We start from the raw sequence: 25,143 nt of genomic DNA, 5'->3' as shown, positions 1-25,143 counted from the left end.
CGCAGTCGAAAGACTCGTGGCCTTTTTGCTGTCCCCAACGCTCAATAGTTCCAGCAGCTTACCTTGGATATCGAGCTCGTGATGTTCCTTCTGTTCGTTCCAGCTCACCACCACCGTAAGCGGTGCGCCGTTCACACCGGATTGACGTAGTTCCAGGGCAACAGCTGGTTGATATCGGTTTGTTTGTGCCCGCCTGCTATGGCTTTCAGGACACCGGACAGATAGCCGTGGGGCTCGATCCCGTTGAGTTTGCAGGTCTCGATCAGGGATGCGATGACGGCCCAGTTTTGCGCTCCGGCATCATGGCCTGCGAAGAGCGCGTTTTTGCGGTTGAGGGCGATGGGACGGATGGTGCGCTCGACGGCGTTGGAATCCAGTTCGATGCGACCGTCGTCGAGGAACCGGCATAACCCTTCCCAGTATTTAGCGATGTATTTTAGGGCCTCTCCGGTCGGCGATTTTGCCGAGACGCGGGCGCGGTTCTGGGCGAGCCAGAGCTCGAAGGCGTCGGTGATGGGTTTTGAGCGGTCCTGTCGTGCAGCGTGCCGTTGATCGGCAGGCAGGCCGTGCAGGTCCTTTTCGATACGGTAGAGTGCCTGGATTTGAGTCAGGCCCTCCTGCGCGATTGGAGCTGCGCCAGATTGGGTCACATCATGCAGTTTGCGGCGGGCATGGGCCCAGCAATAGGCCAGCGTCACATCCTGCGCAGGGCGTTTGAGCAAGCGGTTGTAACCAGCATATCCATCGACCTGCAGGACACCGCTGAAGCCTTTCAAAATATTGTCTGCATGCTGGCCGGATCGTCCGGGCGCATAGGTGAAGGCTACTCCGGGAGGATCATCACCGCCCCAAGGCCTGTCATCACGGGCCAGCGCCCAGAAGTATCCGGTTTTGGTGCGTTTGCGCCCGGGTGACAGAACGGGTGCGGGTGTTTCGTCTATTACCCGGCAGGCGCATGCAAAGCATGCTGCCGAGAGGGCATGAAGAGCTTGGTGGCGCGCTTCAGATCGGCCATGAGCGCAACATAGACCGGGGTCAATTCGAACGCCGACTTGCCAACCCAGGCGGCCAGGGTTGAGCGATCCAGATCAATCCCCTGGCGGCTGTAAATCTGGGCCTGTCGATAGAGCGGCAAGTGATCGGCATATTTGGAGACCAAGACATGTGCCAAAGTGGCCTCGGTCGGCATGCCGCCTGCGATGATATGGGCTGGTGCCGGAGCTTGGGCGATCCTGCCTTCGCAGGACCTACAGGCGTACTTTGGGCGGCGGGTAACAATCACCCGGAACTGGGCCGGGATGATGTCCAGTCGCTCGCTGACATCCTCGCCAATGACGTGACGCTCAGTTCCGCAGGCGCAGGATCGGTAGGGTTCAATGACCACCTCAACCCGTTCCAGATGTTTGGGTAGTGATCCGCGATTGGTCTGGCGCGGCTTTGGGGGCTGCACGGGCGCGGTCCCCTCGTCCGCGTCGATCTCGGCTTCCACCTGTGCGATGGCGGTCTCGATATCCTCGAGTTCCAGTTTATACTGGGCCGGGTCAATCTTCTCGGATTTGGCCCCGAAGAGCGCCTTCTTGAACGAGGCAAGCAAGGCCTCAAGCCGCGCATTCTGATCCTGCTGCGCACGGATGATCGCCTTTAGTTCGGCAATGTCATCGGGCAATTTGTCAGGCACAGTCATGCCCCATCTCATAACAAAACAAGGGTAGAATGACCCGCGCAAACGACCCCGTGAGTCACTTGTGAACGGCGGAGCAATACTCGGCCACGGTAGCGACGGCATAGTGTTGTCGCGGGCGGCGTAAAAGTCGTCCACTTTTGCCCTTTCGGATTTCGGGAGGGCTTGGGGATATACACCGTGGACTTGTATTTGAAGGTGCGTCACGCTCATTTCCAAGATGGATTGAGCGGGCGTCAGATTGCCCGGGATTTTGGGATCAGCCGGGACAGTGTTGCGAAGATGTTGGCCTATTCGGAACCGCCGGGATATCGGCGGACAGCGCCGATCAGGCGCCCGAAGCTGGATGCGTTCACCAGCCAGATGGACCAATGGCTTGCTGAAGACAGGAGCCGCCCTCGCAAGCAGCGTCACACCGCCAAGCGTATTTTCGAGCGGTTGCGGGACGAGTGCGGTTTTGATGGCAGCTACACCATCGTCAAGGATTACGTTCGAGACCGTAAGCGGACCGGCAAGGAGATGTTCGTGCCGCTGAGCCATCCGCCCGGTCATGCACAGGCCGATTTTGGTGAAGCGCTTGTCGTGATCGGCGGCGTCGAGCAGAAGGCACACTTCTTTGCCCTCGATCTGCCGCACAGCGACGCATGCTACATCCGGGCCTATCCTGCGGCCAATACCGAGGCGTGGCTTGACGGCCATGTCCATGCCTTTGCGTTCTTCGGCGCGGTTCCCCAGTCGGTTCTTTATGACAATGACCGCTGCCTGGTAGCCCGGATTCTGCCGGATGGCTCCCGGCAAAGAACCCAGCGGTTCAGCGCGATGTTGTCGCATTACGTGATCCGGGACCGCTATGGCCGTCCCGGCAAGGGCAATGACAAAGGGGCCGTGGAGGGGCTGGTCGGCTACGGACGTCGCAACTTCATGGTGCCGATCCCGTCCTTTCCGGACTGGCACGCGTTCAACGCTCACCTGGAAGAGCAGTGCCGCAAGCGCCAGGGTGATGTTCTGCGTGGCCACAAGGTCAGCATCGGGGAACGGCTGAAGGCCGATCTCGCGGCGATGCGGGATTTGCCCGGCACCCCCTTTGAGGCCTGTGAGTTGCAAAGTGGCCAGGTCACATCGACATCGGTGGTGCGTTATCGCGGCAATGATTACTCGGTGCCGGTTGCCTACGGCCACCGTGCGGTCTGGATCAAGGGCTTCGTGACCCGGGTTGTTATCGGCTGCGGCGCCGAGGTGATCGCTGAGCATTCGCGCTCCTATGACACCGGCGACATGGTGTTTGATCCACTGCATTACCTGGCGCTGATCGAACGCAAGATCATGTCCTTCGATCAGGCCGCGCCTCTGCAGGGCTGGGAGTTGCCCGAAGCGTTCAAAACCCTGCGCCGACTGCTGGAAGCCCGGCAGGGAAAGGCCGGCAAGCGCGAGTATGTGCAGGTCCTGCGCCTTCTGGAGCGCTTCGAGATTGACGTGCTGCATCTTGCCGTCAAAGATGCCCTGCGAATGGGAGCGGTCAGCTTCGATGCAATCAAGCACCTGATCTTGTGCAGGGTCGAGCAAAGGCCTCCGAGGCTGGATCTGGATGTCTATCCCTTCCTGCCCAGAACCAACATCACCACCACCTCCGCCGCATCCTACATGAGCCTGCTGGCAGGAGGTGGGGCATGACGGATGCACCCGAACTGCTGCTGGCCCACCATCTCAAAACGCTTCGGCTGCCCACGTTCTTGCGTGAACATGACAAGCAGGCCCGTATCTGCGCCGCTGAAGGCGTAGATCACGTGCGTTACCTGGCCCGGCTGACCGAGCTGGAACTGATCGACCGGGAACGGCGCATGGTGGAACGCCGGATCAAGGCCGCAAAGTTCCCGACCATCAAAAGCCTGGACAGCTTCGACTTCAAGGCGATCCCGTCGCTCAACAAGATGATGGTCCTGGAGCTGGCGCGCTGCGAATGGATCGAACGCAAGGAGAATGTGATCGCGCTCGGTCCCTCCGGCACCGGCAAGACCCATGTCGCCCTCGGGCTGGGACTGGCTGCCTGCCAGAAAGGATTGCCTGTCGCCTTCGTGACCGCCGCAGCCCTCGTGCACGAGATGATGGAGGCCCGCGACGAAAAACGCCTCCTGCAACTCCAGCGCAAACTCGCCAAGGTCAAACTGCTGATCATCGACGAGCTGGGATTCGTCCCCTTGAGCAAAACCGGCGCCGAGCTTCTGTTCGAGCTGATCTCACAGCGCTACGAGCGAGGGTCGACCCTGATCACAAGCAACCTGCCCTTCGAGGAGTGGACCGAAACCTTCGGCACCGAACGCCTGACCGGCGCGCTGCTGGACCGGCTGACACACCACGTCAACATCCTAGAGATGAACGGCGAAAGCTACCGCCTCAATCAAAGCCGCGCCCGCCTCGCCGCCGCTAACAAATGAACCTCACAGAATTGGCCTGACGGCCAATGCGCCTTGGACCGGGCTTGCTATATGAGGGCCGCACGCTCCAAGGCGCTCGCCCCAAACTGGCCGACTTTTGCTCCGCCACAATGGCCGAATTTTACTCCGCCGTTGACACGTCAGCACACGGGCCACATCGATCTCGATGGTGCGCTACAAAGGCAATGATTACTCGGTACCGGTGGCCTATGCACACCATGACGTTCATGTGCGTGGCTTTGTACACGAGGTACTGATCGGTTGCGGCAATGAGGTGATCGCACGGCACCAGCGGTCTTACGCATCCGCGGATATGATCTTTGATCCGCTGCACTTCTTGCCGCTGATTGAGCAGAAGGTTGGGGCCTTGGATCAGGCAGCGCCTTTGCAGGGTTGGGAACTGCCGGACGTCTTCGCGACCCTGCACCGCCTGCTCGAAGCCCGCATGGGCAAACCGGGCAAGCGGGAATACGTTCAGGTCCTGCGTCTGTTGGAAACATTCGACATGGATGTTGTACAGGGCGCAATCAGTCATGCCATTGATCTGGGTGCAATTGGCTATGACGCTGTAAAGCATCTCGTGCTGTGCCGGGTTGAGAAACGACCGCCGAGGTTGGATTTAGAGTTCTATCCGTATCTGCCCAAGGCCAATGTCGCCATGACGCGGCCATCCAGCTACATGAGTTTGATCGGAGGGACAGCAGCATGACTGACGCGCCTCAAATCCTTCTGCACCACCATCTCAAAAAGCTGCGACTGCCAACGTTCCAAGGCGAGTATGCCAAACAAGCGCAGCTTTGTGCGGCCGAGAACAAAGACCATGTGCACTACCTGGCACGGCTGTGTGAGATGGAACTGATTGATCGCGAGCGCCGGATGATTGAGCGGCGCATCAAAGCGGCAAAGTTCCCCAGTACCAAGAGCTTGGATAGCTTTGACTTCAAGATCATACCCAGCTTGAACAAGCCGCTGACGATGGAGCTGGCACGCTGTGATTACGTTGATCGCAAGGAAAACATCATCGCCCTTGGACCGTCAGGCACGGGCAAGACGCACATCGCTTTGGGACTTGGATTGGCTGCATGTCAACGCGGGTTGAAAGTACGCTTCACAACGGCGGCAGCCTTGGTTCATGATCTGATCGAAGCCCAAGATGAGCGGCGATTGCAGCGTCTTCAAAAACAACTGACCAGCCAGAACCTCTTGATCATTGATGAGTTGGGCTTTGTGCCCCTCAGCAAATCCGGCGCAGAATTGCTCTTTGAGGTCATATCGCAATGCTACGAACGCGGATCCGTCATCATAACCTCAAATCTGCCTTTTGATGAATGGACCGAGGTCTTTGGATCAGAACGCCTGACTGGCGCGTTGCTGGATCGTTTGACCCATCACGTCCACATCCTCGAGATGAATGGCGAAAGCTACCGGCTCAAACACAGTCGCAAAAACCGACAATAATCCACCCACAATCAAAGACAGGAAAATGCTGGCCCAAGGGCCAGCATGCGCTTTGGCCCGCTTCAGCTTTGTGAAGAGCACGCGCGCCAAAGCGCAAAACAACATCAAACGCAGTGGCCCCTTTTTATGCCGCGACCTGGCCCACTTTTACTCTGCGATTGACACTACAAACGCTTAAAAATCCAGGTTCTCGACGCTCAGCGCGTTTTGCTGGATGAATTCGCGGCGGGGTTCTACGACGTCGCCCATCAGCTTGGTGAACAGGTCGTCTGCTTCGGCCATATCCGCGACCTTAACCTGCAACAGGGTGCGGGCGTCGGGGTCGAGCGTGGTTTCCCACAGCTGGTCGGGGTTCATTTCGCCCAGACCTTTGTAGCGTTGAAGGGACAGGCCTTTTTCACCTTCGGCAAGGATCGCTTCAAGCAGGTCCATGGGGCCGTGGATCAGCTGGTTACGGTCTTTGCGCACCAGTTTGGCGGGCGTGCCGTAGACGTCTTGCAGATGCTCTGTGAACCCGCCCGAGCGTTTGGCCTCGCCCGACCGCAGCATACGGCCGTCGAGGGTGCGCACCTCTTCCACGCCGCGCAGGATGCGGGCGAGGCGGACGCCGTGGTCTTGGGTGATGCGGCCTTGCCAGCCACGTTCCCATTCCAATGCGATCAGGTTCAGACGCTCTGCGACCTTGTCGGCCACGCCTTGCAGATCAGCATCAACCGCGCCCGGCACAAAGGCACCGGCGATGGCGGCCTGTTCCAGAATATGGCGGGGATAATGGGTCGGGAAAGCTTCAAGAACACGACGCATCTGGCGGGCCAGATCGACGACGCGGGCCAGATCCTGACCGGTGATTTCCTCGCCATTGCCCTGCTTTAGCATAGCGCCTTCAATGCCTTGCTGGATCAGGTAGTCCTCCATCGCGGCCTGATCCTTGAGGTAGACCTCGGACTTGCCACGCGACACTTTGTACAAGGGCGGCTGCGCAATATAGAGGTGGCCGTTCTCGATCAGCTGCGGCATTTGACGGTAGAAGAACGTGAGCAACAGCGTACGGATGTGTGCGCCGTCAACATCCGCATCGGTCATGATGACGATCTTGTGGTAGCGCAGTTTATCGATGTTGAATTCATCGCGGCCAATCCCGGTGCCGAGCGCCATAACAAGGTTACCGATTTCCTGACTGCCCAGCATCCGGTCAAACCGGGCGCGTTCGACGTTCAGGATCTTACCTTTCAGGGGCAAGATCGCCTGTGTCTGGCGGTCACGGCCCGTTTGCGCAGAGCCACCGGCGGAGTCACCCTCCACCAGAAAGACTTCGGTTTTGGACGGGTCTTTTTCAGAGCAATCCTTGAGCTTGCCCGCAAGGAAGTTCACATCCATCGCGGTCTTGCGGCGGGTCAGGTCGCGGGCCTTACGCGCCGCTTCGCGGGCGTGGGCGGCTTCGATGATCTTGCCGACGACGATCTTTGCTATCTGCGGGTTTTCCTCAAACCATTCGGCCAGCTTTTCGTTCACCAGGCCTTCAACGGCGGGGCGCACTTCGGAGCTGACAAGCTTGTCCTTGGTCTGCGAGCTGAACTTGGGGTCCGGCACCTTGACCGACAGCACGCAGGTCAGGCCTTCGCGGGCGTCATCCCCGGTGAAGGATACTTTTTCCTTCTTCGCGATACCTGAGGACTGCGCGTAGTTGTTGATTGTCCGCGTCAACGCCCCGCGGAAGCCCGCGGTATGGGTGCCGCCGTCACGCTGCGGGATGTTGTTGGTAAAGGGCAGCACGTTTTCATGGTAGCTGTCGTTCCACCACATCGCGACTTCGACGCCGATATCGTCTTTCTCGCCCGAAATGAAAATCGGTTCGGGCATGACAGAGGTTTTCGACCGGTCGAGGTATTTTACGAATTCCTTCACGCCGCCTTCATAGAAAAGCTCGGTCCGCAGAGGTTCGGCAGGGCGTTCATCAGTCAGGATGATGCGCACGCCGGAGTTCAGGAACGCCAGTTCGCGCAGACGTTTTTCCAGCGTCTCGAAGCTATAGTCGAGGTTCGAAAACGTCTCGGTCGAGGCCATGAACCGGACTTCGGTGCCGGTGCGTTCGGTGGGGCCCACGACCTCCAGGTGTTTGGTGGTGAAACCGCCTTCAAAGCGCGCGACATGTTCCTTGCCTTCGCGCCAGATGCGCAGTTCCAGCCAATCGGACAGCGCGTTCACAACCGATACGCCCACGCCGTGCAGACCGCCGGATACCTTGTACGAGTTGCTGTCGAACTTACCGCCCGCGTGCAACTGGGTCATGATGACCTCGGCGGCGGAAACGCCTTCTTCCTGGTGGATGCCGACGGGAATACCGCGCCCGTTGTCACTGACCGAAACAGAGCTGTCGTCGTGAATTGTGACGTTCACCGCATCCGCATGACCGGCCAGCGCCTCGTCAATGCCGTTGTCCACGACCTCATAGACCATGTGGTGCAGACCCGACCCGTCATCGGTGTCACCGATATACATGCCCGGACGTTTGCGAACCGCTTCTAAGCCTTTGAGAACCTTAATGGAATCTGCGCCATATTCCTCGGGGAGCTGATCGGTGTCGGACATTTTGGGAAACCTTCTTTTGTTACCCAATTTATAGTGTTTTCCGCCACGATTGTCACGCGCCTGACACAAGATTTTGCGTTAGACGAAGGGGATGAGCAAACCTACGCAGATCAGCAGCGCACCGGCCACGATGTTGATGCGTTTCAGGGTCGCCGGGTCGGTCATCAGGCCGCGCAATTTGCCCACTAAAGCGGCGATCGCGAGGTTCCCGAACAGCGGGATCGCGACGGATGCGGCGATGATCGCGCCGACGTCCAATGCCGTGACATGGCGCAGATCAAAGAAGCCCGGCAGCACACCGATATAGAACAGAACGGCCTTTGGGTTGCCCAGAATGGCCAACAGCCCGGCACCGAAACCGGCCCATGCGCCGGGGCGGGTCAGACGGTTGTCGCGGTCGATCTTGGCGTCGGCATGGCGGATCAGCAACACGCCCATGATCAGGAACACGGCGCAGGCGATCCAGCGCATGCCAAGCATGAACATATCAAACACCGACAGGATCCAGCTGATGCCAAGCACCGCCACCAGCGGCCAGAGCATATCACCGATCGCGACCCCAAGGGCGAGCGGCCAAGCCGCGCCAAACCCGCCCGACAGCGCGCGTGCCATAATTGCAAGCCAGACAGGGCCCGGGGTCAGAAACAGGATCACCAACGCGCCGCAGTACAGCAGCAGATCGGGCAGGGCGATGGTCATGAAAGCATCCTTGCAGTTGAAAGGCCGAGGGACTTTGTCACCTCAAGCCGTTGGGCGCGGGGGCCGAGCGTGTCGAACAGCTCTTCTCCGGTACCGGTCATCCAGGCTTGGGCACCAAGGGCGCATAGTTCGTCATAGAGCGCGGCGCGGCGGTCGGCGTCTAAATGGGCGGCGACCTCGTCCAGCAACAGCAGAGGCGGTGCGCCGAAATCAGTGGCCAATGCGCGGGCGTTCGCAAGGATCAGCGACACCAGCAGGGCCTTCTGCTCTCCGGTTGAACAATCACGCGCGGGCACGTCCTTGGCGGCATAGACCCCTTCAAGATCGGCGCGATGCGGTCCGATCAGGGTCCGTCCCGCTGACAGATCCCGCATCCGGTTGTCGGCGAGCGCCTGACGCAACCCCTCGGCGGTGGTGGGCATGTCGCAGATCAGATCAAGCGTCGCGGTGGGAAAGGCGGTCTCTGCCTGCGCCTGCGCCTCGGTGATGGCTTGCAAGGCGGCAACACGGTTGGCGTGGATCGCGCTTCCGGCCTCGGCCATTTGCTGTTCCAGCGCGACATACCACGACGGTTCGCGCACCATATCCTTCAGCAGGCGGTTGCGTTCGCGCATGGCCTTTTCATAGGCAAGCGACTGATCTGCATGGTCAGGCAGAAAGCTGAGCGTCATGCGGTCAAGAAAACGGCGGCGACCTTCGGCGCCTTCGATCCACAGACGGTCCATCGACGGGATCAGCCAGAGCACCCGCGCAATGCGCCCTAATCCGGTCTGCGCCGTCGCCTTGCCGTCAATCCGCACCTGCCGTGCGGCCCCCGCCTCTGACCAGATCTCGACCTCGTGGATCTGGCCCAGACTGTGTAGATGTGCGGTGATCTTCCAGCCAAGCGCCTCTGGCCGGCGCGTCATATCCGACGCGCTTGACCGGCGCAGGCCGCGGCCGGGGGACAACAAAGACACGGCTTCCAGAATATTGGTTTTTCCCGCGCCATTGGGCCCGAAAATAGACACAGGCCGCGCGTCGCAATCGATCACCGCACGTTTATGCGAGCGAAAATGCGACAGCGTCAGCTGGGAGAGGTAAAGGCCGCTCATACGATTGGTATGAATGCGTTAAGATGTTCGACGTAGCCGGTCAGCGTCACACACGCATCGGCATAACGACATAGACCGCAGACATATCATTGCCTTCGCGCATCAACGTCGGATCACCGGAGGAGTTGAACAGGAACACGGCGTTTTCACGATCCACCTGGCTTGCGATCTCAAGCAGGTATTTCGCGTTAAACCCGATCTCCAGCCGTTCGTCGGCATAGGCGACGACCAGTTCTTCCTCGGCGGCACCGCTGTCAGGCGCGTTGACGGACAGCACCAGACGATCTTCGTCCAGTTGCAGCTTGACGGCGCGGGACCGTTCGGAGCTTACGGTCGCAACACGGTCCACGGCGCGGGCGAAATCGCTGGCGTCGACTTCCATCTTGCGGGTGTTGCCCTGCGGGATCACGCGGGTGTAGTCGGGGAACGTCCCGTCGATGACCTTGGAGGTCAGCGTGATGTCCGGTGTGGCAAAGCGGATCTTGGTCTCGGACACGGAAACGGCGATTTCCATATCGTCGTCGTCCAGCAGCTTGCGCAGCTCGCCCACGGTTTTGCGGGGCACGATCACGCCGGGCATTTCGGCGGCACCCTCAGGCATGGGCGCGTCGATGCGGGCCAGACGGTGGCCATCGGTGGCAACGCAGCGCAGCACCTTGCTGCCTTCGCTGTCCGAAATATGCATGTAAACGCCGTTCAGATAGTACCGTGTTTCTTCGGTCGAGATGGCGAATTTGGATTTGTCGAACAGACGGCGCAGCACGGGGGCAGGGGCCTTGAAGTTCGACTGGTATTCAGAAGTCGCCATGACGGGGAAATCTTCGCGCGGCAATGTCGCGAGCGAGAAGTTGGACCGGCCTGCTTCGACGGTCAGACGCCCCGCGGCGCTGTCGGCGGTCAGGCTGATCAACGCGCCATCAGGCAGCTTGCGCACGATCTCATGCAATGTGGTCGCGGAAACCGTGGTCGCACCGGCACGTTCGACCTGCGCCGCGGCCTTGTCGACCACTTCGATATCCAGATCGGTCGCGCGGAACGACGCGTCAGAGCCTTCGGCCTCGATCAGCACGTTGGCGAGGATTGGGATGGTATTGCGGCGCTCTACCACGGATTGGGCCTGTGATACGGCCTTAAGCAGCGCGGCGCGTTCAATGCTGAATTTCATATGCCATCTCCATTCCGGCAGTCCGGGAGGGCAAACTACCCGATACCAATGTATTCACAAGAGTTTTGTTGACTTTTCAGCACGAAACGAAGGCCCGTCAAGGCCCTCGCGTGTCTTCTGTGCAAGCTGGTGCTCTTAAGCCTCGAGAGAGCGGCGCAGCAGTTCCAGATCTTCGGCGATCTGACCGTCGTTCTGCTTGAGCTCTTCGATACGTTTCACGCCGTGCATAACGGTCGTGTGGTCGCGCCCGCCAAAACGGCGGCCAATTTCGGGCAATGAACGGCTGGTCATTTTCTTGCACAGATACATGGCGACCTGACGCGGGCGGGCATAGCTGCGCAGACGCTTGGGGCCGACCATATCGCTGAGGCGGATGTTGTAATGCTCGGACACTTTGCGCTGGATCTCTTCGACGCTGACTTTGCGTTCAGAGGCACGCAGTACGTCGGCCAGACAATCCTGCGTCAGGTCCATGTTGATCTCGCGGCCGACAAGCGAAGCAAAGGCGAACAGACGGGTCAACGCGCCTTCCAGCACACGGACGTTGGTGGTGATGCGATGCGCCAGAAACTCGAGCACGCCAGCTTCGACCTCAAGACCGGGGTAGTTCTTGCGCTGCGCTTCCACCTTGTTTTGCAGAATGCCAAGACGCAGTTCGTAGTCGGTCGGATGCAGGTCAACAACCAGACCGCATTGCAGGCGCGATTTTACGCGATCCTCAAGATCCTTGATCTCGCCCGGGGCGCGGTCTGCGGAAATGATGATCTGTTTGTTCTGATCCACGAGGGCGTTGAACGTGTGAAAGAATTCTTCTTGCGTGCTGTCCTTGCCCGCGATGAACTGAACATCGTCCACCATCAGCACGTCGACCGAGCGGAAGATTTCCTTGAAGTCCATCATCTTGCGATCACGCAGCGCTTGCACGAAGCGATACATGAATTGTTCAGCCGACAGATACAGCACGTTCAGTTCGGGTTTGCGAACCTGAAGCTCTTGCGCAATGGCGTGCATCAAGTGGGTTTTGCCCAAGCCGACACCACCATAAAGAAACAACGGGTTGAAGGTGACGGGGCCACCTTCGGCAACGCGACGTGCGGCGGCGTGGGCCAGTTCGTTGGGTTTGCCGACCACAAAGTTGTCAAAGCTAAAGCGGGCGTCAAGCGGGGCGGCGTTGATCTGGCTGTTCGCAGGCTGGGCTGCGGCGGCGGGCTTGGGGCGGGCTGGGGCAGGATCAATGGCGGCGGGCTTGTCCTGTGGGGCGACCGCGAATTTCAGACGGCTGATGCTGATGTCTTCGGACTGCATTTCATGCAGCAGCAGATCGGCGAAGTTCTGGCTGACATAATTGCCAAAGAAATTGGTCGGTACGAACAACGTGCAAATGCCGTCTTCGATGGGGCCAACAGTCAGCGGGTCAATCCAGGTAGTAAAGTTGTTCTGTCCAACCGTCTTTAAAAGCCGGTCCCGAATTGTCGTCCATTCTGCCTGCATCATGCGCCCTGCCGTCCCATTCTTTGATCGCTTCAGCACATACTGAAACGCTATTTTACCCAGTCAAAAGACAACAGACCGTTTACCCGGTCCCACACAGAGAACCGGCCCGCCGTCCTTCGGACATTTTTACATAAGGCATGCCTGACGCGTGCGTTGGCGAAGCAAATCGCCAAACGTCGCTGCCGAACACACCGTTCGTCGTTTTTAAAAAGACAGGGCAAATGTGCTGGCAGCAGCATCTGCAGACGTCAGGTGGCCCCTAGCAAGACCATCCAAATTTCCCCGGCGGATGTTCGATATTCTATCAAATATCTCGAACCGTTCGGGCCTGTCCCCCCAAGCGAAGTGAATCGCGTTTGATAGTGTTAGCAATCTCGGTCGGACTGATACAACACATCTTCAAACTTGACTCAGAGATTGGTGCAAAAGAATCTCATTCCCGTGATGCGAGTGCTACAGAAACAAAAAAAGCACCGCCGAAGCGGTGCTTTTAAGTTGTAAAAGATGACGTTAGGTCAACTGGGCTTAGCCCAGTGCTTTGACCCGCGACGCCAGACGCGACATTTTGCGCGACGCTGTGTTCTTGTGGAAAACGCCTTTTGTCACACCGCGCATCAGCTCGGGCTGAGCGGCGCGCAGAGCGGCAGTTGCTGCTTCTTTGTCGCCGGATGCGATGGCTTCTTCGACTTTGCGCAGGAAGGTACGGATGCGCGAACGACGTGCTTTGTTGATTTGGAAACGTGCTTCGTTCTGGCGGGCGCGTTTTTTAGCCTGAGGTGTGTTTGCCATGAGGATCAGCCTTCATCTTGGGTATGTTCAAATTGCAAATACGCGACACAAACCCAACGACCGGAACCGATATCCGATAAGGTGATTCTAGCCAGAGCGGGCTGCACGCGCATGTATTAGGGCTGCCTATAGTCCAACCCGACACGCAATGCAAACCCGCAAAGCCATTTACTTGTCCCGGAACTGCGCTTCGCGCTTTTCAAGGAAGGCTGACATGCCTTCTTTTTGGTCTTCCGTCGCGAACAGCGAATGGAAAATACGACGCTCAAACAGCAGGCCCTCGCGCAGGGGCACTTCGAACGACCGGTTCACGGCTTCCTTTACCACCATGGTCGAGATCATCGATTTCTCGGCGATCTTGGCGGCGGCGGCCATGGCTTCTTCCATCAGTTTCTTGACGGGGACGACGCGCGATACAAGGCCCGCACGCTCTGCCTCGGCGGCATCCATGAAGCGGCCAGTCAGGTTCATGTCCATCGCTTTGGATTTGCCGATGGCGCGGGTCAGGCGCTGCGTGCCGCCAATACCTGCAACAACGCCAAGGTTAATTTCAGGCTGCCCGAATTTTGCGCTTTCGGAACAGATGATAAAGTCACACATCATCGCCAGTTCGCAGCCGCCGCCAAGGGCATAGCCCGACACAGCGGCAATGATGGGTTTGCGCACGCGCATGATCTGGTCTGTCTCGGGGGTGAAAAGGTCACCGGCAAAGACATCGACGAAGCTTTTGTTGCGCATCATGGCGATATCGGCACCGGCGGCAAAAGCCTTTTCCGAGCCGGTGATCACGATGCAGCGGACTTTTTCGTTTTCCTGAGCCGATTTCAACGCATCGGCCAGCTCTGTCATCAGCTGGTCATTCAGTGCGTTCATCGCATCGGGACGGTTCAGCGTGACAAGCGCGATGTGGTTGTCGACGTCGACCGTGATCGTTTCATAAGCCATCAAGAATGCTCTCGTTTGTTACGCTTTGAAAGATGTGCATACCACGGGGGTGGGGTGTTTCAAGTTATCTTTGGCATTGCGGGCAGTAGAAGGAAGACCGCCCCGACTGGACAATTCGTGCAATCTGATGGGTGCAGCCTTCACTGCGGCAGGGTTCTGCCTCGCGGCCGTACACGTCAAAGCTGTGCTGGAAATAGCCCAATTCACCGTCCGCGCGTTTGAAATCGCGTAAGGTGGACCCGCCTGCGGTGATCGCCTCGTTCAGCACATCGCGGATGATCGGGACCAAGCTGCCCACCCGTTTCGCCGCGATCCGCCCTGCCTTGCGCGCAGGGTGGATGCCCGCACGGTAAAGGGTTTCGCAGACATAGATATTTCCCAGCCCCGCCACGATCCGCTGGTCCAGTAGCGCGGTCTTGATCGGGGTATTCTTTCCCCTGAGCGCGGCAATCAGGTGGTCTTCGTTAAAGTCATTGCCCAAAGGCTCCGGCCCGATCGACGACAGCAGCTTGTGGCTGTCAGCGCTTGCAGTGTCCAACAAGTCCATCGCGCCAAAGCGGCGCGGGTCGTTAAAGGTCACCCGCGCACCGTTGCCCATATGAAACACCACATGGTCGTGTTTCTCGGGGGCAGGGTGGTCATGCACGAACTGCCCCAATGGATCGCCCGAGATCAGCATCCGCCCCGACATCCCCAGATGCACCAGCAGCGATTCCCCCGACGACAGATCGGCGAGGATATATTTTGACCGCCGCCGCAACTGGGTCACCCGTTGTCCTGTCAGCCGTGCCGCCATATCTGGGGGGAAAGGCCAGCGCAGATCGGGGCGATTTACCTCGGCGCGGGCGATCACCTCACCCTCCATCACGGGGGATAGACCGCGACGCACTGTTTCGACCTCTGGCAACTCAGGCATGGTTGTTTCCCCTGTGACAAAAGGGGCGCATTGTACCTGCCCCCTCGCGCCCTATAACAAAGGTGCAGATCAAAGGACTACAAGACCCCATGACAAACGACAGCGACAAAACCACTCATTTCGGATTTGAAACCGTAGCCGAAAGCGACAAGGCCGGGCGCGTGCAGGGTGTCTTTAACTCTGTGGCCAGCAAATACGACATCATGAACGATGTGATGAGCGTCGGCATCCACCGCGTCTGGAAAGAGGCGATGATGGATTGGCTGGCACCGCGCGCCGGTCAAAAGCTGCTGGATGTCGCCGGGGGGACCGGCGATGTGTCGTTCAAGTTTCTGGGCCGTGCCGGATCGGGCCACGCCACCGTTCTGGATCTGACCGAACCGATGCTGGTCGAAGGGCGCAAACGGGCAGAGGCCGCAGCGATGGCCGATAGCCTTGATTGGGTCGTCGGCGACGCCATGGCGCTGCCGTTCGAGGATAATACCTTTGACGTCTATACCATCAGCTTTGGCATCCGGAACGTCACCCGCCCCCAAGAAGCGCTGAACGAAGCCTACCGCGTGCTGCGTCCCGGCGGGCGTCTCATGGTGCTTGAATTCAGCCAGCTGCCCAACCCGATGATGCAGAAAGCCTATGATCTTTATAGCTTTAACGTCATCCCCCGCATGGGGCAGATGATCGCGAACGACCGCGACAGCTATCAGTACCTCGTGGAATCGATCCGAAACTTCCCTGATCAGGAAACCTTCCTCGGCATGCTGCGCACCGCGGGCTTTGGGCAGGCGAAATACCGGAACCTGTCGCTGGGGATCGCGGCGCTTCATTCTGGTTGGAAGATTTAACCCATGCGCGGACCTCATAATATCTGGCGGTTGATCCGCACCGGTGCAACTTTGGAGCGGACCGGCGCGATGAATGTCGTGCTGGACGCCTTTGATGCAACGCCCGCGTTGCGCTTTGTCGCCAAGGCGCTTGGCAAACCGTTCAAGTTTCTGGGCTATGCCGGTGATCCGTCCATGCCGCCCGCGACCCGTGCGCTCACCGCGCTTGGCCCTGCCTACATCAAGTTCGGTCAGGTGCTCTCTACCCGCCCCGATGTCGTGGGCGACGAGCTGGCCGTGCAACTGCGCGTGCTGCAAGACAAGCTGCCGCCGTTTTCCATCGAACAGGCCAAGGCAGAAGTCGAAAAAGAGCTCGGCCTGCCGGTCGATGCGATATTCTCTGATTTTAGCGCTCCCGTCGCCGCTGCCTCTATCGCGCAGGTGCACCGCGCCACCATCGCCGAAACGCAGGAAGACGTCGCTGTCAAAGTGCTGCGTCCGGGGATCGAGAAAGCCTTTCGCAAGGATGTCGATGCCTTCTATCTTGCCGCGCGAATGGTCGAGCTTTTCTCGCCCGGATCGCGCCGCTTGCGCCCGATGGAGGTGATCGAACATTTCGATGGTGTGGTGCGGGGCGAGCTGGATCTGCGGCTCGAATCCTCCGCCGCGTCGGAATTTGCGGCGAACACCAAGGGCGATGCCGGCTTCCAACTGCCTGCGATCAAATGGGAATATTCTGCCCGCCGCGTCATGACCCTGGGCTGGGCAGATGGCGTCCCGATGGGCGACAACGCCGCGATTGATGCTGCGGGCCATGACCGTGTGGCGCTTGGCGACCGCGTGTTGCAGCTGTTCCTGAACCACGCGCTGCGCGACGGGTATTTCCACGCGGATATGCATCAGGGCAACCTCAAGGTCGCGCCGAACGGCGATATTATCGCCTATGATTTCGGCATTATGGGCCACATCGATGAATACACCCGCCGCGTATATGCCGAGATCCTGTTCGGCTTTATCCGCAAGGATTACAAACGGGTGGCAGAAGGTGCATTTCGAAGCGGGCTACGTGCCTGCCGACAAGGATGTCGACGAATTCGCCCGCGCCCTGCGCGCCGTGGGGGAGCCTATCTTTGGCATGGACGCGACCCGCATTTCGATGGCGCGGCTGCTGACCTACCTGTTCGAGGTCACGGAACGTTTCGGCATGGAAACACGGACAGAGCTGATCTTGCTACAGCGCACCATGGTCGTCGTCGAGGGCGTCGCCCGTTCGCTCAACCCGCATATCAACATCTGGGAAGTGTCGAACCCGATCGTGACGGACTACATCTCTAAGTCCATCGGCCCCCGTGCCGTGATCAAGGATCTGAGCAAGACCGCGATGGTCCTCGCCCGTTTTGGCCCGCGTCTGCCTGCGCTTGTCGAAAACGCGTTGATCCGGCAGCAAGACGAAACACCGCCACAACGTCCGGCATTCCGCCGGTGGATCATCCTTTCCGCCATTGTCGGGGCAGGGACGGCGACGGGGATTATCGCGATTTTACAGGCGCTCAGCTAGCGCCTGCCATTGACAAAGGGGCGCGCTGCGGCCCATCTATCCGGCATGACGGATAATCCAGACGCTATACTGACGCAACTTCCCGCCCGCCTGAAGGCCGCGCGCACCGCTCAGGGCCTGAGCCTTGATGCGGTGGCCAAGCTTTCGGGCGTGTCACGGTCCATGGTCAGCCAGATCGAACGCGGTGAAAGCAGCCCCACCATCGCCACCCTGTGGAACCTGACCCGTGCGCTACAGGTGGATTTCGCGGGCCTTCTGGACAGCGCGCCAACGCCCGCGCAGATCGAGGTTTTGCGCGCGGCTGAGGTGCCGACGATCAACAATCTCGGCTCCGGCTGCCGCATCCGCATCCTGTCGCCCCCCGAAGAGGCAGGCAAACACGAGGTTTACGAACTGTTGATCGACGCAGGCGGCATGCTGGACAGCCAGCCCCATACCCGCGGCGCGCGCGAGCATCTGACCGTGTCGCAAGGCACGGTAGAGCTGCGGAGCGGCGATGCCGTTGGCACTGTCCACGCTGGCGACACGGCACGTTATCCCGCAGATGTCCCGCACCGGATCGCTGCGACAGATGGCCCTGTGCGGGCTTTTCTGGTCGTGCAGGACGCCTGACCGCTCTGGGCTATGAGGTGATATCCACGATATAGGAAAAAATCCGCTATAATGGATTTCCTCTATTTCGGAACCGTGTCCGATATGATAGAACTCACCTGAGAAAAGGAGTTCTATCATGACCCAAGCCTACCTAGATCACGTCAACGCCACCCTGTCCGGCATCGCCGCGGACGGTATGATGAAGCAAGAACGCATGATCACCTCGCCCCAATCCGGTGAGATCACGGTGGGCGGGCGTCAGGTGATCAATCTTTGCGCAAACAACTATCTGGGGCTGGCAGACCACCCCGATCTCATCGCCGCTGCCTGTGACGCGATGGACCCCAAGGGGTTCGGCATGGCCTCTGTCCGTTTTATCTGTGGTACACAGGACATCCACCGCGAGCTGGAGCAAAAGCTGGCTGCCTTCCTCGGGAAAGACGATTCTATCCTCTTCGCGGCTTGCTTTGACGCCAACGGCGGGCTGTTTGAGCCCCTGTTCGGGCCAGAGGACGCCATCGTTTCGGACAGTCTGAATCACGCCTCGATCATCGACGGCATCCGCCTGTGCAAAGCCAAACGCTACCGCTATGCCAACTCGGACATGGACGACCTAGAAGGGCAGCTCAAGCTCGCCCGCGAGGAAGGCGCGCGGTTTATCATGATCGCAACCGACGGCGTGTTCAGCATGGACGGCTATCTGGCGAAACTGCCCGAAATCACCAAACTGGCCGAGAAGTACGAAGCGCTGGTGATGGTCGACGACTGCCACGCGACAGGCTTTATGGGCCCGAAGGGGGAGGGCACGCCAGCGCACTTCGGGGTTGACGTGGATATCCTGACAGGCACCTTGGGCAAGGCGCTTGGCGGGGCCATCGGCGGCTATATCGCAGGGCCGCAGCCGGTGATCGACCTGCTGCGCCAACGCGCGCGGCCCTATCTCTTCTCGAATTCACTGCCGCCGTCGATTGTCATGGCCGGGATCAAGGCGCTTGAACTGGTCGAACAAGGGGACGATCGTCGCACGCAACTGTTCGAGAACGCGAAATACTGGCGCGAGGGGCTGACCAATCTCGGCTTTGACCTGCTGCCCGGTGAACATCCGATCATCCCCGTGATGCTGGGCGAGGCGCAGTTGGCGCAGGATATGGCAGCGCGCCTGTTCGAGGAAGGCGTCTATGTCAGCGGCTTTTTCTTTCCCGTTGTGCCCCGCGGTCAGGCCCGCATCCGCACCCAGATGAATGCCGCGCTGACCCGCGATGAGCTCGACCGCGCGCTCGAAGCCTTCAAGGTGGCGGGCAAAGCCTGTGGGGTTCTGTCATGAGCAACGAAATGAAGGCGCTATGTAAGTCCGAGCCCCGCGAGGGGCTGTGGATGACCCGCGCGCCGGTGCCGGAAATCGGGCCGGATGACGTGCTGATCAAGATCAACAAAACCGGCATTTGTGGCACGGATATCCACATCTGGAACTGGGATGAATGGGCGCAGAATACCGTGCCTGTCCCGCTGATCACCGGCCATGAATTTGCCGGAGAGATTGTGGAACTGGGCCGCAATGTCACGGATCTGACCATCGGGCAGCGCTGCTCGGGCGAGGGGCATCTGATCGGAAAAACCTCGCGCCAGTCGCGGTCCGGCAAGTTCCACCTTGATCCCGCCACGCGTGGTATCGGCGTGAATGAACAAGGTGCCTTCGCGCAATATCTGCGGCTGCCCGCGTTCAATGTCGTCCCGCTGCCCGACACGATCTCGGACGATATCGGAGCGATCCTCGACCCGCTTGGTAATGCGGTACACACCGCGCTGAGCTTTGATCTGGTGGGGGAAGATGTGCTGATCACCGGTGCAGGCCCCATCGGTATCATGGCCGCAGCGGTCGCCCGCCACGTCGGCGCGCGTCATGTGGTGATCACGGATGTGAATCCCGCCCGGCTAGAGCTCGCCGCTAAGGTCGCCGATGTCGTCCCCGTCGACGTGCGTCACGAAGACCTTGCCGATGTCATCGCGCGGCTGAAGATGAAACAGGGCTTCGACGTCGGGATGGAGATGTCGGGCAATCAGGTAGCACTGGATCAGATGGTAGAGGCAATGACCATGGGCGGGCGGATCGCGATGCTGGGCATCCCGCCGGGCAAATCGCCCGTCGACTGGTCGCGCATCGTGTTCAAGGCGATCACCGTCAAAGGGGTCTATGGCCGCGAGATCTTCGAGACGTGGTACAAGATGATCGCCATGCTGGAGAACGGCTTGGACGTGAGTGAGATCATCACCCATCGTTTTGACGTCGACGACTTCCAGACGGGATTTGCGACGATGAAATCGGGGGCCTCTGGCAAAGTGGTGCTGGACTGGACCGGCGCGTGATGCGTCGGGGGCAGCGGTAGGGGTGAGCCTGTAGGGGCGCTGCCCCCGCAGCCTTTGGCTGCTCCCCCGGGATTTAGGCCAATTGAAAGCAGGCAAAACAAAAGCGCCCCCGGTGATGGGGGCGCTTTGCGTTTCCTTGATGCGCTGTGGGTCTTAGGCGACTTCGAATTCGAGCTCTTTGACCTGTTTGAACAGACCTGTATCACGCAGGTCTTTCAGCGCTTTCTCGGGCAGAGGGCCGTCAATATAGAGCAAGGCAATCGCCTCCCCTTTGGCGGTGGACCGGCCGAGGGTGAAGTTCGCGATGTTCACGTCGTTTGCACCCAGGGTCTGACCCAGCGTCCCGATGATCCCGGGCACGTCGTTGTTGGTGGTGTAAAGCATATGCGCACCAACTTCGGCTTCAATATTGATGCCTTTGATCTGGATGAAGCGTGGTTTGCCATCCGAGAACACGGTGCCCGCGATCGACCGTTCACGTTTCTCGGTGACAACGGTCACTTTCACATAGCCGTCGAAGACACCGGATTTGTCCTGATTGGTGGTGCTGATCTGGATGCCTTTTTCGCGCGCAACAACGGGGGCGCTGACCATGTTCACGTCGGGGTTGGCACGTTTCATGATGCCCGCCACGACCGCGCAGTTCAGCGCGTTCAGGTTCATCTCGGACACCTGACCGTCGTAAAGGATGTTGATCGCCTTCACGGCTTCATCCGTCATCTGGCCAATGAAGGCCCCAAGGTGACCCGCCAAAGTGATCCACGGGCCCATGACCTTTGCCTCTTCGGCGGTGACGGACGGCATGTTCAGGGCGTTTGTGACGGCACCAGTCAGCAGGTAGTCGGACATCTGTTCAGCGACCTGAAGTGCCACGTTTTCCTGCGCTTCCGTCGTGGCGGCCCCAAGGTGGGGGGTGCAGACGACGTTGGGTAGGCCGAACAGCGGGTTTTCGGTCGCGGGCTCTTCCTTGAACACGTCGAAGGCTGCGCCAGCGACATGGCCGGATTTCAGCGCTTCGGCCAATGCTTCTTCGTCGACCAGACCGCCGCGGGCACAGTTGATGATCCGCACACCTTTTTTGGTTTTCGCCAAGGCTTCCTTGGACAGGATATTTGCGGTTTGATCCGTGTAAGGCACGTGCAACGTGATGAAGTCCGCGCGCGCCAGCAGATCGTCCAGCTCGACTTTCTCGACACCCATCTTCTTGGCTTTTTCTTCGCTCAGGAAGGGGTCATAGGCCGCGACTTTCATCTTCAGCCCGCGGGCGCGATCGCAGACGATGCCGCCGATGTTGCCGGCGCCGATTACGCCAAGGGTCTTGCCCGTAAGCTCGACCCCCATGAATTTGGACTTTTCCCATTTGCCGGCATGGGTGGAGGCCGATGCCTCGGGGATTTGGCGGGCAACGGCGAACATCATCGCAATCGCGTGTTCTGCCGTGGTGATCATGTTGCCGAAGGGGGTGTTCATGACGATGACACCCTTTTTCGAGGCCGCATCCTTGTCGATGTTATCGGTGCCGATACCGGCGCGGGCGATCACCTTGAGGTTGGTCGCATTGGCGAGGATCTTTTCGGTCACTTTCGTCGCGGACCGGATGGCGAGCCCGTCGTAATCGCCGATCACAGCGGCAAGCTTGTCCTTGTCTTTGCCAAGATCGGGTTGGAAGTCGACGTCAATACCGCGGTCTTTGAAGATTTGAACGGCGGCGTCCGAGAGTTTGTCGGAAATAAGCACTTTGGGGGCCATGATTGGCGCTCCTTTTTTGAATAGAAGGGGGGCGTGGGTTAGCCACCCGCCTGGCGTGATCGCCAAGCGGGGAACCCGAAATTAAGCGTTGATCTCGGCTTCGAAAGCCCATTCCAACCAAGGCAGCATGGCCTGGATGTCAGAAGGTTTCGACGGTGCCGCCGCACCAGATCCGCAGACCGGAAGGGGCATCGCGGTAGGCGCCGATGTCCAATGCGACATCCTCGTCCGCGAGACGTTTCGCAACCGCTTTTGCGAAGGCTGCGCCGTCTGTGATCCGGTCGTCATTGAATTTCAGGCAGACCGATGTGTTCGACCGTGTCGCCGGATCAACCGCAAGGAATTCGATCCAGTCATGCGTGTCCACAAAATCCGTGATCGCTGCCGTATTCGCATCGGCGCGCGCGATCAGACCTTGCAGGCCGCCGACGGATTTCGCCCAATCAAGCGCCAGCAGGTAATCTTCAACGCAAAGCATCGAAGGCGTGTTGATCGTCTCGCCCTTGAAAATCCCGTCGATTAGCTTGCCACCTTTGGTCAGGCGGAAGATCTTGGGCAGGGGCCAAGCAGGCGTATAGTTTTCAAGCCGTTCGACGGCACGAGGGCTGAGGATCAGCATGCCATGTGCTGCTTCGCCGCCCAGAACTTTCTGCCAGCTGAATGTCGTCACATCCAGTTTGTCCCACGGCAGATCCATCGCAAAGGCAGCCGATGTCGCATCACATAGGGTCAGCCCCTTGCGGTCGGCAGGGATAACATCGCCCGTTGGGACGCGCACGCCAGAGGTTGTCCCGTTCCAAGTGAAGCACACGTCGTTGTCGTAGTTCAACGCCGACATGTCGACAATTTGACCATAATCCGCGGTATGTACCGTATGCTCGATCTTGAGCTGTTTCACGGCGTCGGTCACCCAGCCTGCGCCGAAGGATTCCCATGCGACCATTTCCGCAGGGCGTTCGCCCAGCAACGACCACATCGCCATTTCATAAGCGCCAGTGTCAGACGCCGGAACGATGCCGATCTTATAGTCGGCAGGCACGCCCAGAATGTCGCGGGTGGTTTCAATTGCTTCAAGCAATTTCGCTTTGCCCGGTGCCGCGCGGTGGCTACGCCCCAAAGGCGCGCTCGCAAGCTTGGTCAGGTCATAAACGGGGGGTTTGGCGCACGGGCCAGAGGAAAAACGCGGATTCGTGGGCCGCGAGGTCGGTGTCGTAATAGCCATGTAGCTACCCTTTCAGATAAGCGCCCTTCGTTGGGGAAGGGTGTCCCACGTGCTGGAATACGCGGGGCGAAAGGGCGCGGCAAGCCCTCAAATCAAGCAAGATTGATGCAAATACCGGGTAATTGGCTGAACCAACCGGTGATGTTTCCTATTGGAGACAACTTAGGGCGACGGCGCTTCGGAATTAACTTCATGTTCACCCGTGGCTGCCAAAACGGAGGCCAATCTGATTCTGATGTTGAAGGACCTATGCCCGAACCGCCCGTGCGTCATATCTTGATCGTGGTTGAAAACCTACCAGTGCCGCTCGATCGCCGGGTCTGGCTGGAAGCGACGACGTTGGTCCGCGCGGGCTACCAGGTCTCTATCATTTCGCCCACGGGTCAGGGATGGGTTGCGCCATTTGAACGGCGCGAAGGCGTGGATATTTACCGGTACCCCGCTGCTCCTGAAACCGGAGGCGGCGCGGTTTCATATGCAAGGGAATATGCTAGCGCAATCTGGCATTGGTTTCGGCTTGCGCGGCGTATTTGGCGGCAAAATCCTTTTCAGGCGATCCACGGGTGCAATCCACCTGATCTGATCTGCCTTCTTGCCATGTGGTACCGACGCAAGGGTGTTTCTTATGTGTTTGACCAGCACGATGTCTGCCCAGAACTTTTTGTCGCCAAGTTTGGCAAACAAGGCGTAGGTTACCACGTCATGCGAAAGTGTGAATTGCTCAGCTACCGTGCTGCATTCGTGGTGATATCCCCGAATGAAAGCTTTCGCGAAATCGCGATGACACGGGGCGGCAAATGCCACGATGACATATTCGTTGTGCGCTCCGCTCCGAACCTGACAGATTTTACGCCTGGGCCAGGGTCGCAGAGATACCGGCGCGAGGGAAAGACGCTTCTTGGGTATGTCGGCGTGATTGGACAGCAGGAGGGGATGGATCTGTTGCTTTTCGCGGCGCATCACCTTGTGACTTCGGGTACGCGCGATATCCACTTTTTGATTATCGGCTTTGGTCCCTCATTGCCTGACATGAAACGTCAGGTCGATGACCTTGGGCTGACGGGTTACTTCACGTTTACCGGCGCACTTTATGGCCGCGCTTTGGTGGACGCCTTGAACACGATAGATCTGGGGCTTGCCCCAGATCCCTGCAATGCGATGAACGACATATCATCAATGAACAAGGTGGTTGAATACATGGCGCTGGGCAAACCTGTCGTTCAGTTCGACCTGACCGAAGGACGGCGCACCGCCGAAACGGCCTCCCTCTACGCGGCTTCAAATGATCCGATTCGATTTGCCGATTGCATTAAACAGCTCATCGACGACCCGTCATTAAGAGCGGCGATGGGGAAGGCCGGGCGCGAGAGGGTCGTGAATGCGCTGGCATGGTCTTCGTCCGAACCGCATCTCTTGGCGGCATATACGCGACTTTGCGACAAGCGCCTGCGCTGAGTGGCCGGCGCAAACCATAGTTTACCGTAAATTAAATCATGCAGTATAACGGGTTTATAGCCGTCTTCGCGTTTGGAACACGTCATGATGAAAGGCTTTTCTACACAGTCATTCAAAT

At 59.0% G+C, this 25,143-nt stretch carries 17 protein-coding genes and 4 pseudogenes; 10 read left to right on the top strand and 11 right to left on the bottom strand.

Annotation, left to right across the window (positions count from 1 at the left end):
• Positions 1 to 131: 131 nt before the first annotated feature.
• Positions 132 to 1,684: pseudogene (locus SJY36_RS13875) on the bottom strand (IS66 family transposase).
• A 168-nt stretch (positions 1,685 to 1,852) separates the two neighbouring features.
• Here SJY36_RS13875 and istA point away from each other — a divergent pair.
• The 4 genes and pseudogenes from istA (at position 1,853) to istB (SJY36_RS13855) (ending at position 5,571) form a co-directional block, all read left to right on the top strand.
• A complete protein-coding gene (istA, locus tag SJY36_RS13870) occupies positions 1,853 to 3,352 on the top strand; it encodes an IS21 family transposase (RefSeq protein WP_139246466.1) in 1,500 nt (499 codons plus the stop codon).
• Positions 3,349 to 4,113 (top strand): IS21-like element helper ATPase IstB, encoded by a 765-nt coding sequence (gene istB / locus SJY36_RS13865; RefSeq protein WP_058317429.1) that lies wholly within the window; start codon positions 3,349 to 3,351, stop codon positions 4,111 to 4,113. The genes istA and istB (SJY36_RS13865) overlap by 4 nt, the downstream gene beginning before the upstream one ends.
• A gap of 148 nt (positions 4,114 to 4,261) precedes the next feature.
• Positions 4,262 to 4,822, top strand: a pseudogene (locus SJY36_RS13860) (IS21 family transposase); the annotation flags it as partial.
• A complete protein-coding gene (gene istB, locus SJY36_RS13855) occupies positions 4,819 to 5,571 on the top strand; it encodes an IS21-like element helper ATPase IstB (RefSeq protein WP_286699791.1) in 753 nt (250 codons plus the stop codon). The pseudogene SJY36_RS13860 and the gene istB (SJY36_RS13855), both read left to right, overlap by 4 nt.
• 174 nt (positions 5,572 to 5,745) lie before the next feature.
• Here istB (SJY36_RS13855) and gyrB read toward each other — a convergent pair whose 3' ends face one another.
• The 8 genes from gyrB to mutM form a co-directional block, all read right to left on the bottom strand.
• A complete protein-coding gene (gyrB, locus tag SJY36_RS13850; RefSeq protein ID WP_386175886.1) occupies positions 5,746 to 8,160 on the bottom strand; it encodes a DNA topoisomerase (ATP-hydrolyzing) subunit B in 2,415 nt (804 codons plus the stop codon).
• 78 nt (positions 8,161 to 8,238) lie between these two features.
• Positions 8,239 to 8,859, bottom strand: coding sequence for a LysE family translocator (locus SJY36_RS13845; protein WP_005850134.1), 621 nt, complete (start codon positions 8,857 to 8,859; stop codon positions 8,239 to 8,241).
• On the bottom strand, positions 8,856 to 9,953 hold the full coding sequence (gene recF / locus SJY36_RS13840) for a DNA replication/repair protein RecF (RefSeq protein WP_386175883.1): 1,098 nt from the start codon (positions 9,951 to 9,953) through the stop codon (positions 8,856 to 8,858). Before recF ends, SJY36_RS13845 begins: the two co-directional genes overlap by 4 nt.
• Positions 9,954 to 9,999: 46 nt before the next feature.
• The gene (dnaN, locus tag SJY36_RS13835; protein WP_005850131.1) at positions 10,000 to 11,118 is read right to left on the bottom strand and encodes a DNA polymerase III subunit beta; all 1,119 of its coding nucleotides are present in this window, start codon (positions 11,116 to 11,118) and stop codon (positions 10,000 to 10,002) included.
• A 135-nt stretch (positions 11,119 to 11,253) separates the two neighbouring features.
• On the bottom strand, positions 11,254 to 12,612 hold the full coding sequence (gene dnaA, locus SJY36_RS13830) for a chromosomal replication initiator protein DnaA (RefSeq protein WP_005850129.1): 1,359 nt from the start codon (positions 12,610 to 12,612) through the stop codon (positions 11,254 to 11,256).
• Positions 12,613 to 13,137: 525 nt separating this feature from the next.
• Positions 13,138 to 13,401, bottom strand: coding sequence for a 30S ribosomal protein S20 (rpsT, locus tag SJY36_RS13825; protein WP_005850127.1), 264 nt, complete (start codon positions 13,399 to 13,401; stop codon positions 13,138 to 13,140).
• Positions 13,402 to 13,569: 168 nt separating this feature from the next.
• Entirely contained in the window at positions 13,570 to 14,346 is a 777-nt protein-coding gene (locus tag SJY36_RS13820; RefSeq protein WP_386175881.1) for an enoyl-CoA hydratase, read from the bottom strand.
• Between the two features lie 64 nt (positions 14,347 to 14,410).
• A complete protein-coding gene (gene mutM, locus SJY36_RS13815; RefSeq protein WP_386175879.1) occupies positions 14,411 to 15,262 on the bottom strand; it encodes a bifunctional DNA-formamidopyrimidine glycosylase/DNA-(apurinic or apyrimidinic site) lyase in 852 nt (283 codons plus the stop codon).
• An 89-nt stretch (positions 15,263 to 15,351) separates the two neighbouring features.
• Here mutM and ubiE point away from each other — a divergent pair, with 89 nt between their 5' ends.
• The 5 genes and pseudogenes from ubiE to tdh all read left to right on the top strand — a co-directional run bounded on the left by ubiE (position 15,352) and on the right by tdh (position 20,599).
• Positions 15,352 to 16,104, top strand: coding sequence for a bifunctional demethylmenaquinone methyltransferase/2-methoxy-6-polyprenyl-1,4-benzoquinol methylase UbiE (ubiE, locus tag SJY36_RS13810; RefSeq protein WP_005850121.1), 753 nt, complete (start codon positions 15,352 to 15,354; stop codon positions 16,102 to 16,104).
• Positions 16,105 to 16,107: 3 nt separating this feature from the next.
• Positions 16,108 to 17,641 (top strand): annotated as a pseudogene (gene ubiB / locus SJY36_RS13805) (2-polyprenylphenol 6-hydroxylase).
• Positions 17,642 to 17,686: 45 nt separating this feature from the next.
• Positions 17,687 to 18,253, top strand: coding sequence for a helix-turn-helix domain-containing protein (locus SJY36_RS13800; protein WP_009825419.1), 567 nt, complete (start codon positions 17,687 to 17,689; stop codon positions 18,251 to 18,253).
• A gap of 118 nt (positions 18,254 to 18,371) precedes the next feature.
• Positions 18,372 to 19,559, top strand: coding sequence for a glycine C-acetyltransferase (locus tag SJY36_RS13795; protein WP_386175876.1), 1,188 nt, complete (start codon positions 18,372 to 18,374; stop codon positions 19,557 to 19,559).
• On the top strand, positions 19,556 to 20,599 hold the full coding sequence (gene tdh / locus SJY36_RS13790) for an L-threonine 3-dehydrogenase (RefSeq protein WP_005850114.1): 1,044 nt from the start codon (positions 19,556 to 19,558) through the stop codon (positions 20,597 to 20,599). Before SJY36_RS13795 ends, tdh begins: the two co-directional genes overlap by 4 nt.
• A 153-nt stretch (positions 20,600 to 20,752) precedes the next feature.
• Here tdh and serA read toward each other — a convergent pair whose 3' ends face one another.
• Together serA and SJY36_RS13780 are read right to left on the bottom strand one after the other, a co-directional pair.
• On the bottom strand, positions 20,753 to 22,348 hold the full coding sequence (gene serA / locus SJY36_RS13785) for a phosphoglycerate dehydrogenase (RefSeq protein WP_009825417.1): 1,596 nt from the start codon (positions 22,346 to 22,348) through the stop codon (positions 20,753 to 20,755).
• An 81-nt stretch (positions 22,349 to 22,429) separates the two neighbouring features.
• A pseudogene (locus tag SJY36_RS13780) lies at positions 22,430 to 23,570 on the bottom strand (phosphoserine transaminase).
• Positions 23,571 to 23,819: 249 nt separating this feature from the next.
• On the opposite strand from SJY36_RS13780, the gene SJY36_RS13775 reads away from it, so the two are divergent.
• Positions 23,820 to 25,025 (top strand): glycosyltransferase family 4 protein, encoded by a 1,206-nt coding sequence (locus SJY36_RS13775; RefSeq protein WP_386175873.1) that lies wholly within the window; start codon positions 23,820 to 23,822, stop codon positions 25,023 to 25,025.
• Positions 25,026 to 25,143 lie beyond the last annotated feature (118 nt).

It is taken from the genome of Sulfitobacter sp. R86518 (genome assembly GCF_042466275.1).
GTDB classification, from domain to species: domain Bacteria; phylum Pseudomonadota; class Alphaproteobacteria; order Rhodobacterales; family Rhodobacteraceae; genus Sulfitobacter; species Sulfitobacter pontiacus.
This window is presented reverse-complemented; position numbering and strand designations above follow the sequence as displayed.

What these genes read in the sequence shown, in the direction of transcription:
- istB (WP_058317429.1), top strand. Translation starts at nt 3,349, where the DNA reads ATGACGGATGCACCCGAACTGCTGCTGGCCCACCATCTCAAAACGCTT.
- istB (WP_286699791.1), top strand. Translation starts at nt 4,819, where the DNA reads ATGACTGACGCGCCTCAAATCCTTCTGCACCACCATCTCAAAAAGCTG.
- gyrB (WP_386175886.1), bottom strand. Translation starts at nt 8,160, where the DNA reads ATGTCCGACACCGATCAGCTCCCCGAGGAATATGGCGCAGATTCCATT.
- SJY36_RS13845 (WP_005850134.1), bottom strand. Translation starts at nt 8,859, where the DNA reads ATGACCATCGCCCTGCCCGATCTGCTGCTGTACTGCGGCGCGTTGGTG.
- recF (WP_386175883.1), bottom strand. Translation starts at nt 9,953, where the DNA reads ATGAGCGGCCTTTACCTCTCCCAGCTGACGCTGTCGCATTTTCGCTCG.
- dnaN (WP_005850131.1), bottom strand. Translation starts at nt 11,118, where the DNA reads ATGAAATTCAGCATTGAACGCGCCGCGCTGCTTAAGGCCGTATCACAG.
- dnaA (WP_005850129.1), bottom strand. Translation starts at nt 12,612, where the DNA reads ATGATGCAGGCAGAATGGACGACAATTCGGGACCGGCTTTTAAAGACG.
- rpsT (WP_005850127.1), bottom strand. Translation starts at nt 13,401, where the DNA reads ATGGCAAACACACCTCAGGCTAAAAAACGCGCCCGCCAGAACGAAGCA.
- SJY36_RS13820 (WP_386175881.1), bottom strand. Translation starts at nt 14,346, where the DNA reads ATGGCTTATGAAACGATCACGGTCGACGTCGACAACCACATCGCGCTT.
- mutM (WP_386175879.1), bottom strand. Translation starts at nt 15,262, where the DNA reads ATGCCTGAGTTGCCAGAGGTCGAAACAGTGCGTCGCGGTCTATCCCCC.
- ubiE (WP_005850121.1), top strand. Translation starts at nt 15,352, where the DNA reads ATGACAAACGACAGCGACAAAACCACTCATTTCGGATTTGAAACCGTA.
- SJY36_RS13800 (WP_009825419.1), top strand. Translation starts at nt 17,687, where the DNA reads ATGACGGATAATCCAGACGCTATACTGACGCAACTTCCCGCCCGCCTG.
- SJY36_RS13795 (WP_386175876.1), top strand. Translation starts at nt 18,372, where the DNA reads ATGACCCAAGCCTACCTAGATCACGTCAACGCCACCCTGTCCGGCATC.
- tdh (WP_005850114.1), top strand. Translation starts at nt 19,556, where the DNA reads ATGAGCAACGAAATGAAGGCGCTATGTAAGTCCGAGCCCCGCGAGGGG.
- serA (WP_009825417.1), bottom strand. Translation starts at nt 22,348, where the DNA reads ATGGCCCCCAAAGTGCTTATTTCCGACAAACTCTCGGACGCCGCCGTT.
- SJY36_RS13775 (WP_386175873.1), top strand. Translation starts at nt 23,820, where the DNA reads ATGCCCGAACCGCCCGTGCGTCATATCTTGATCGTGGTTGAAAACCTA.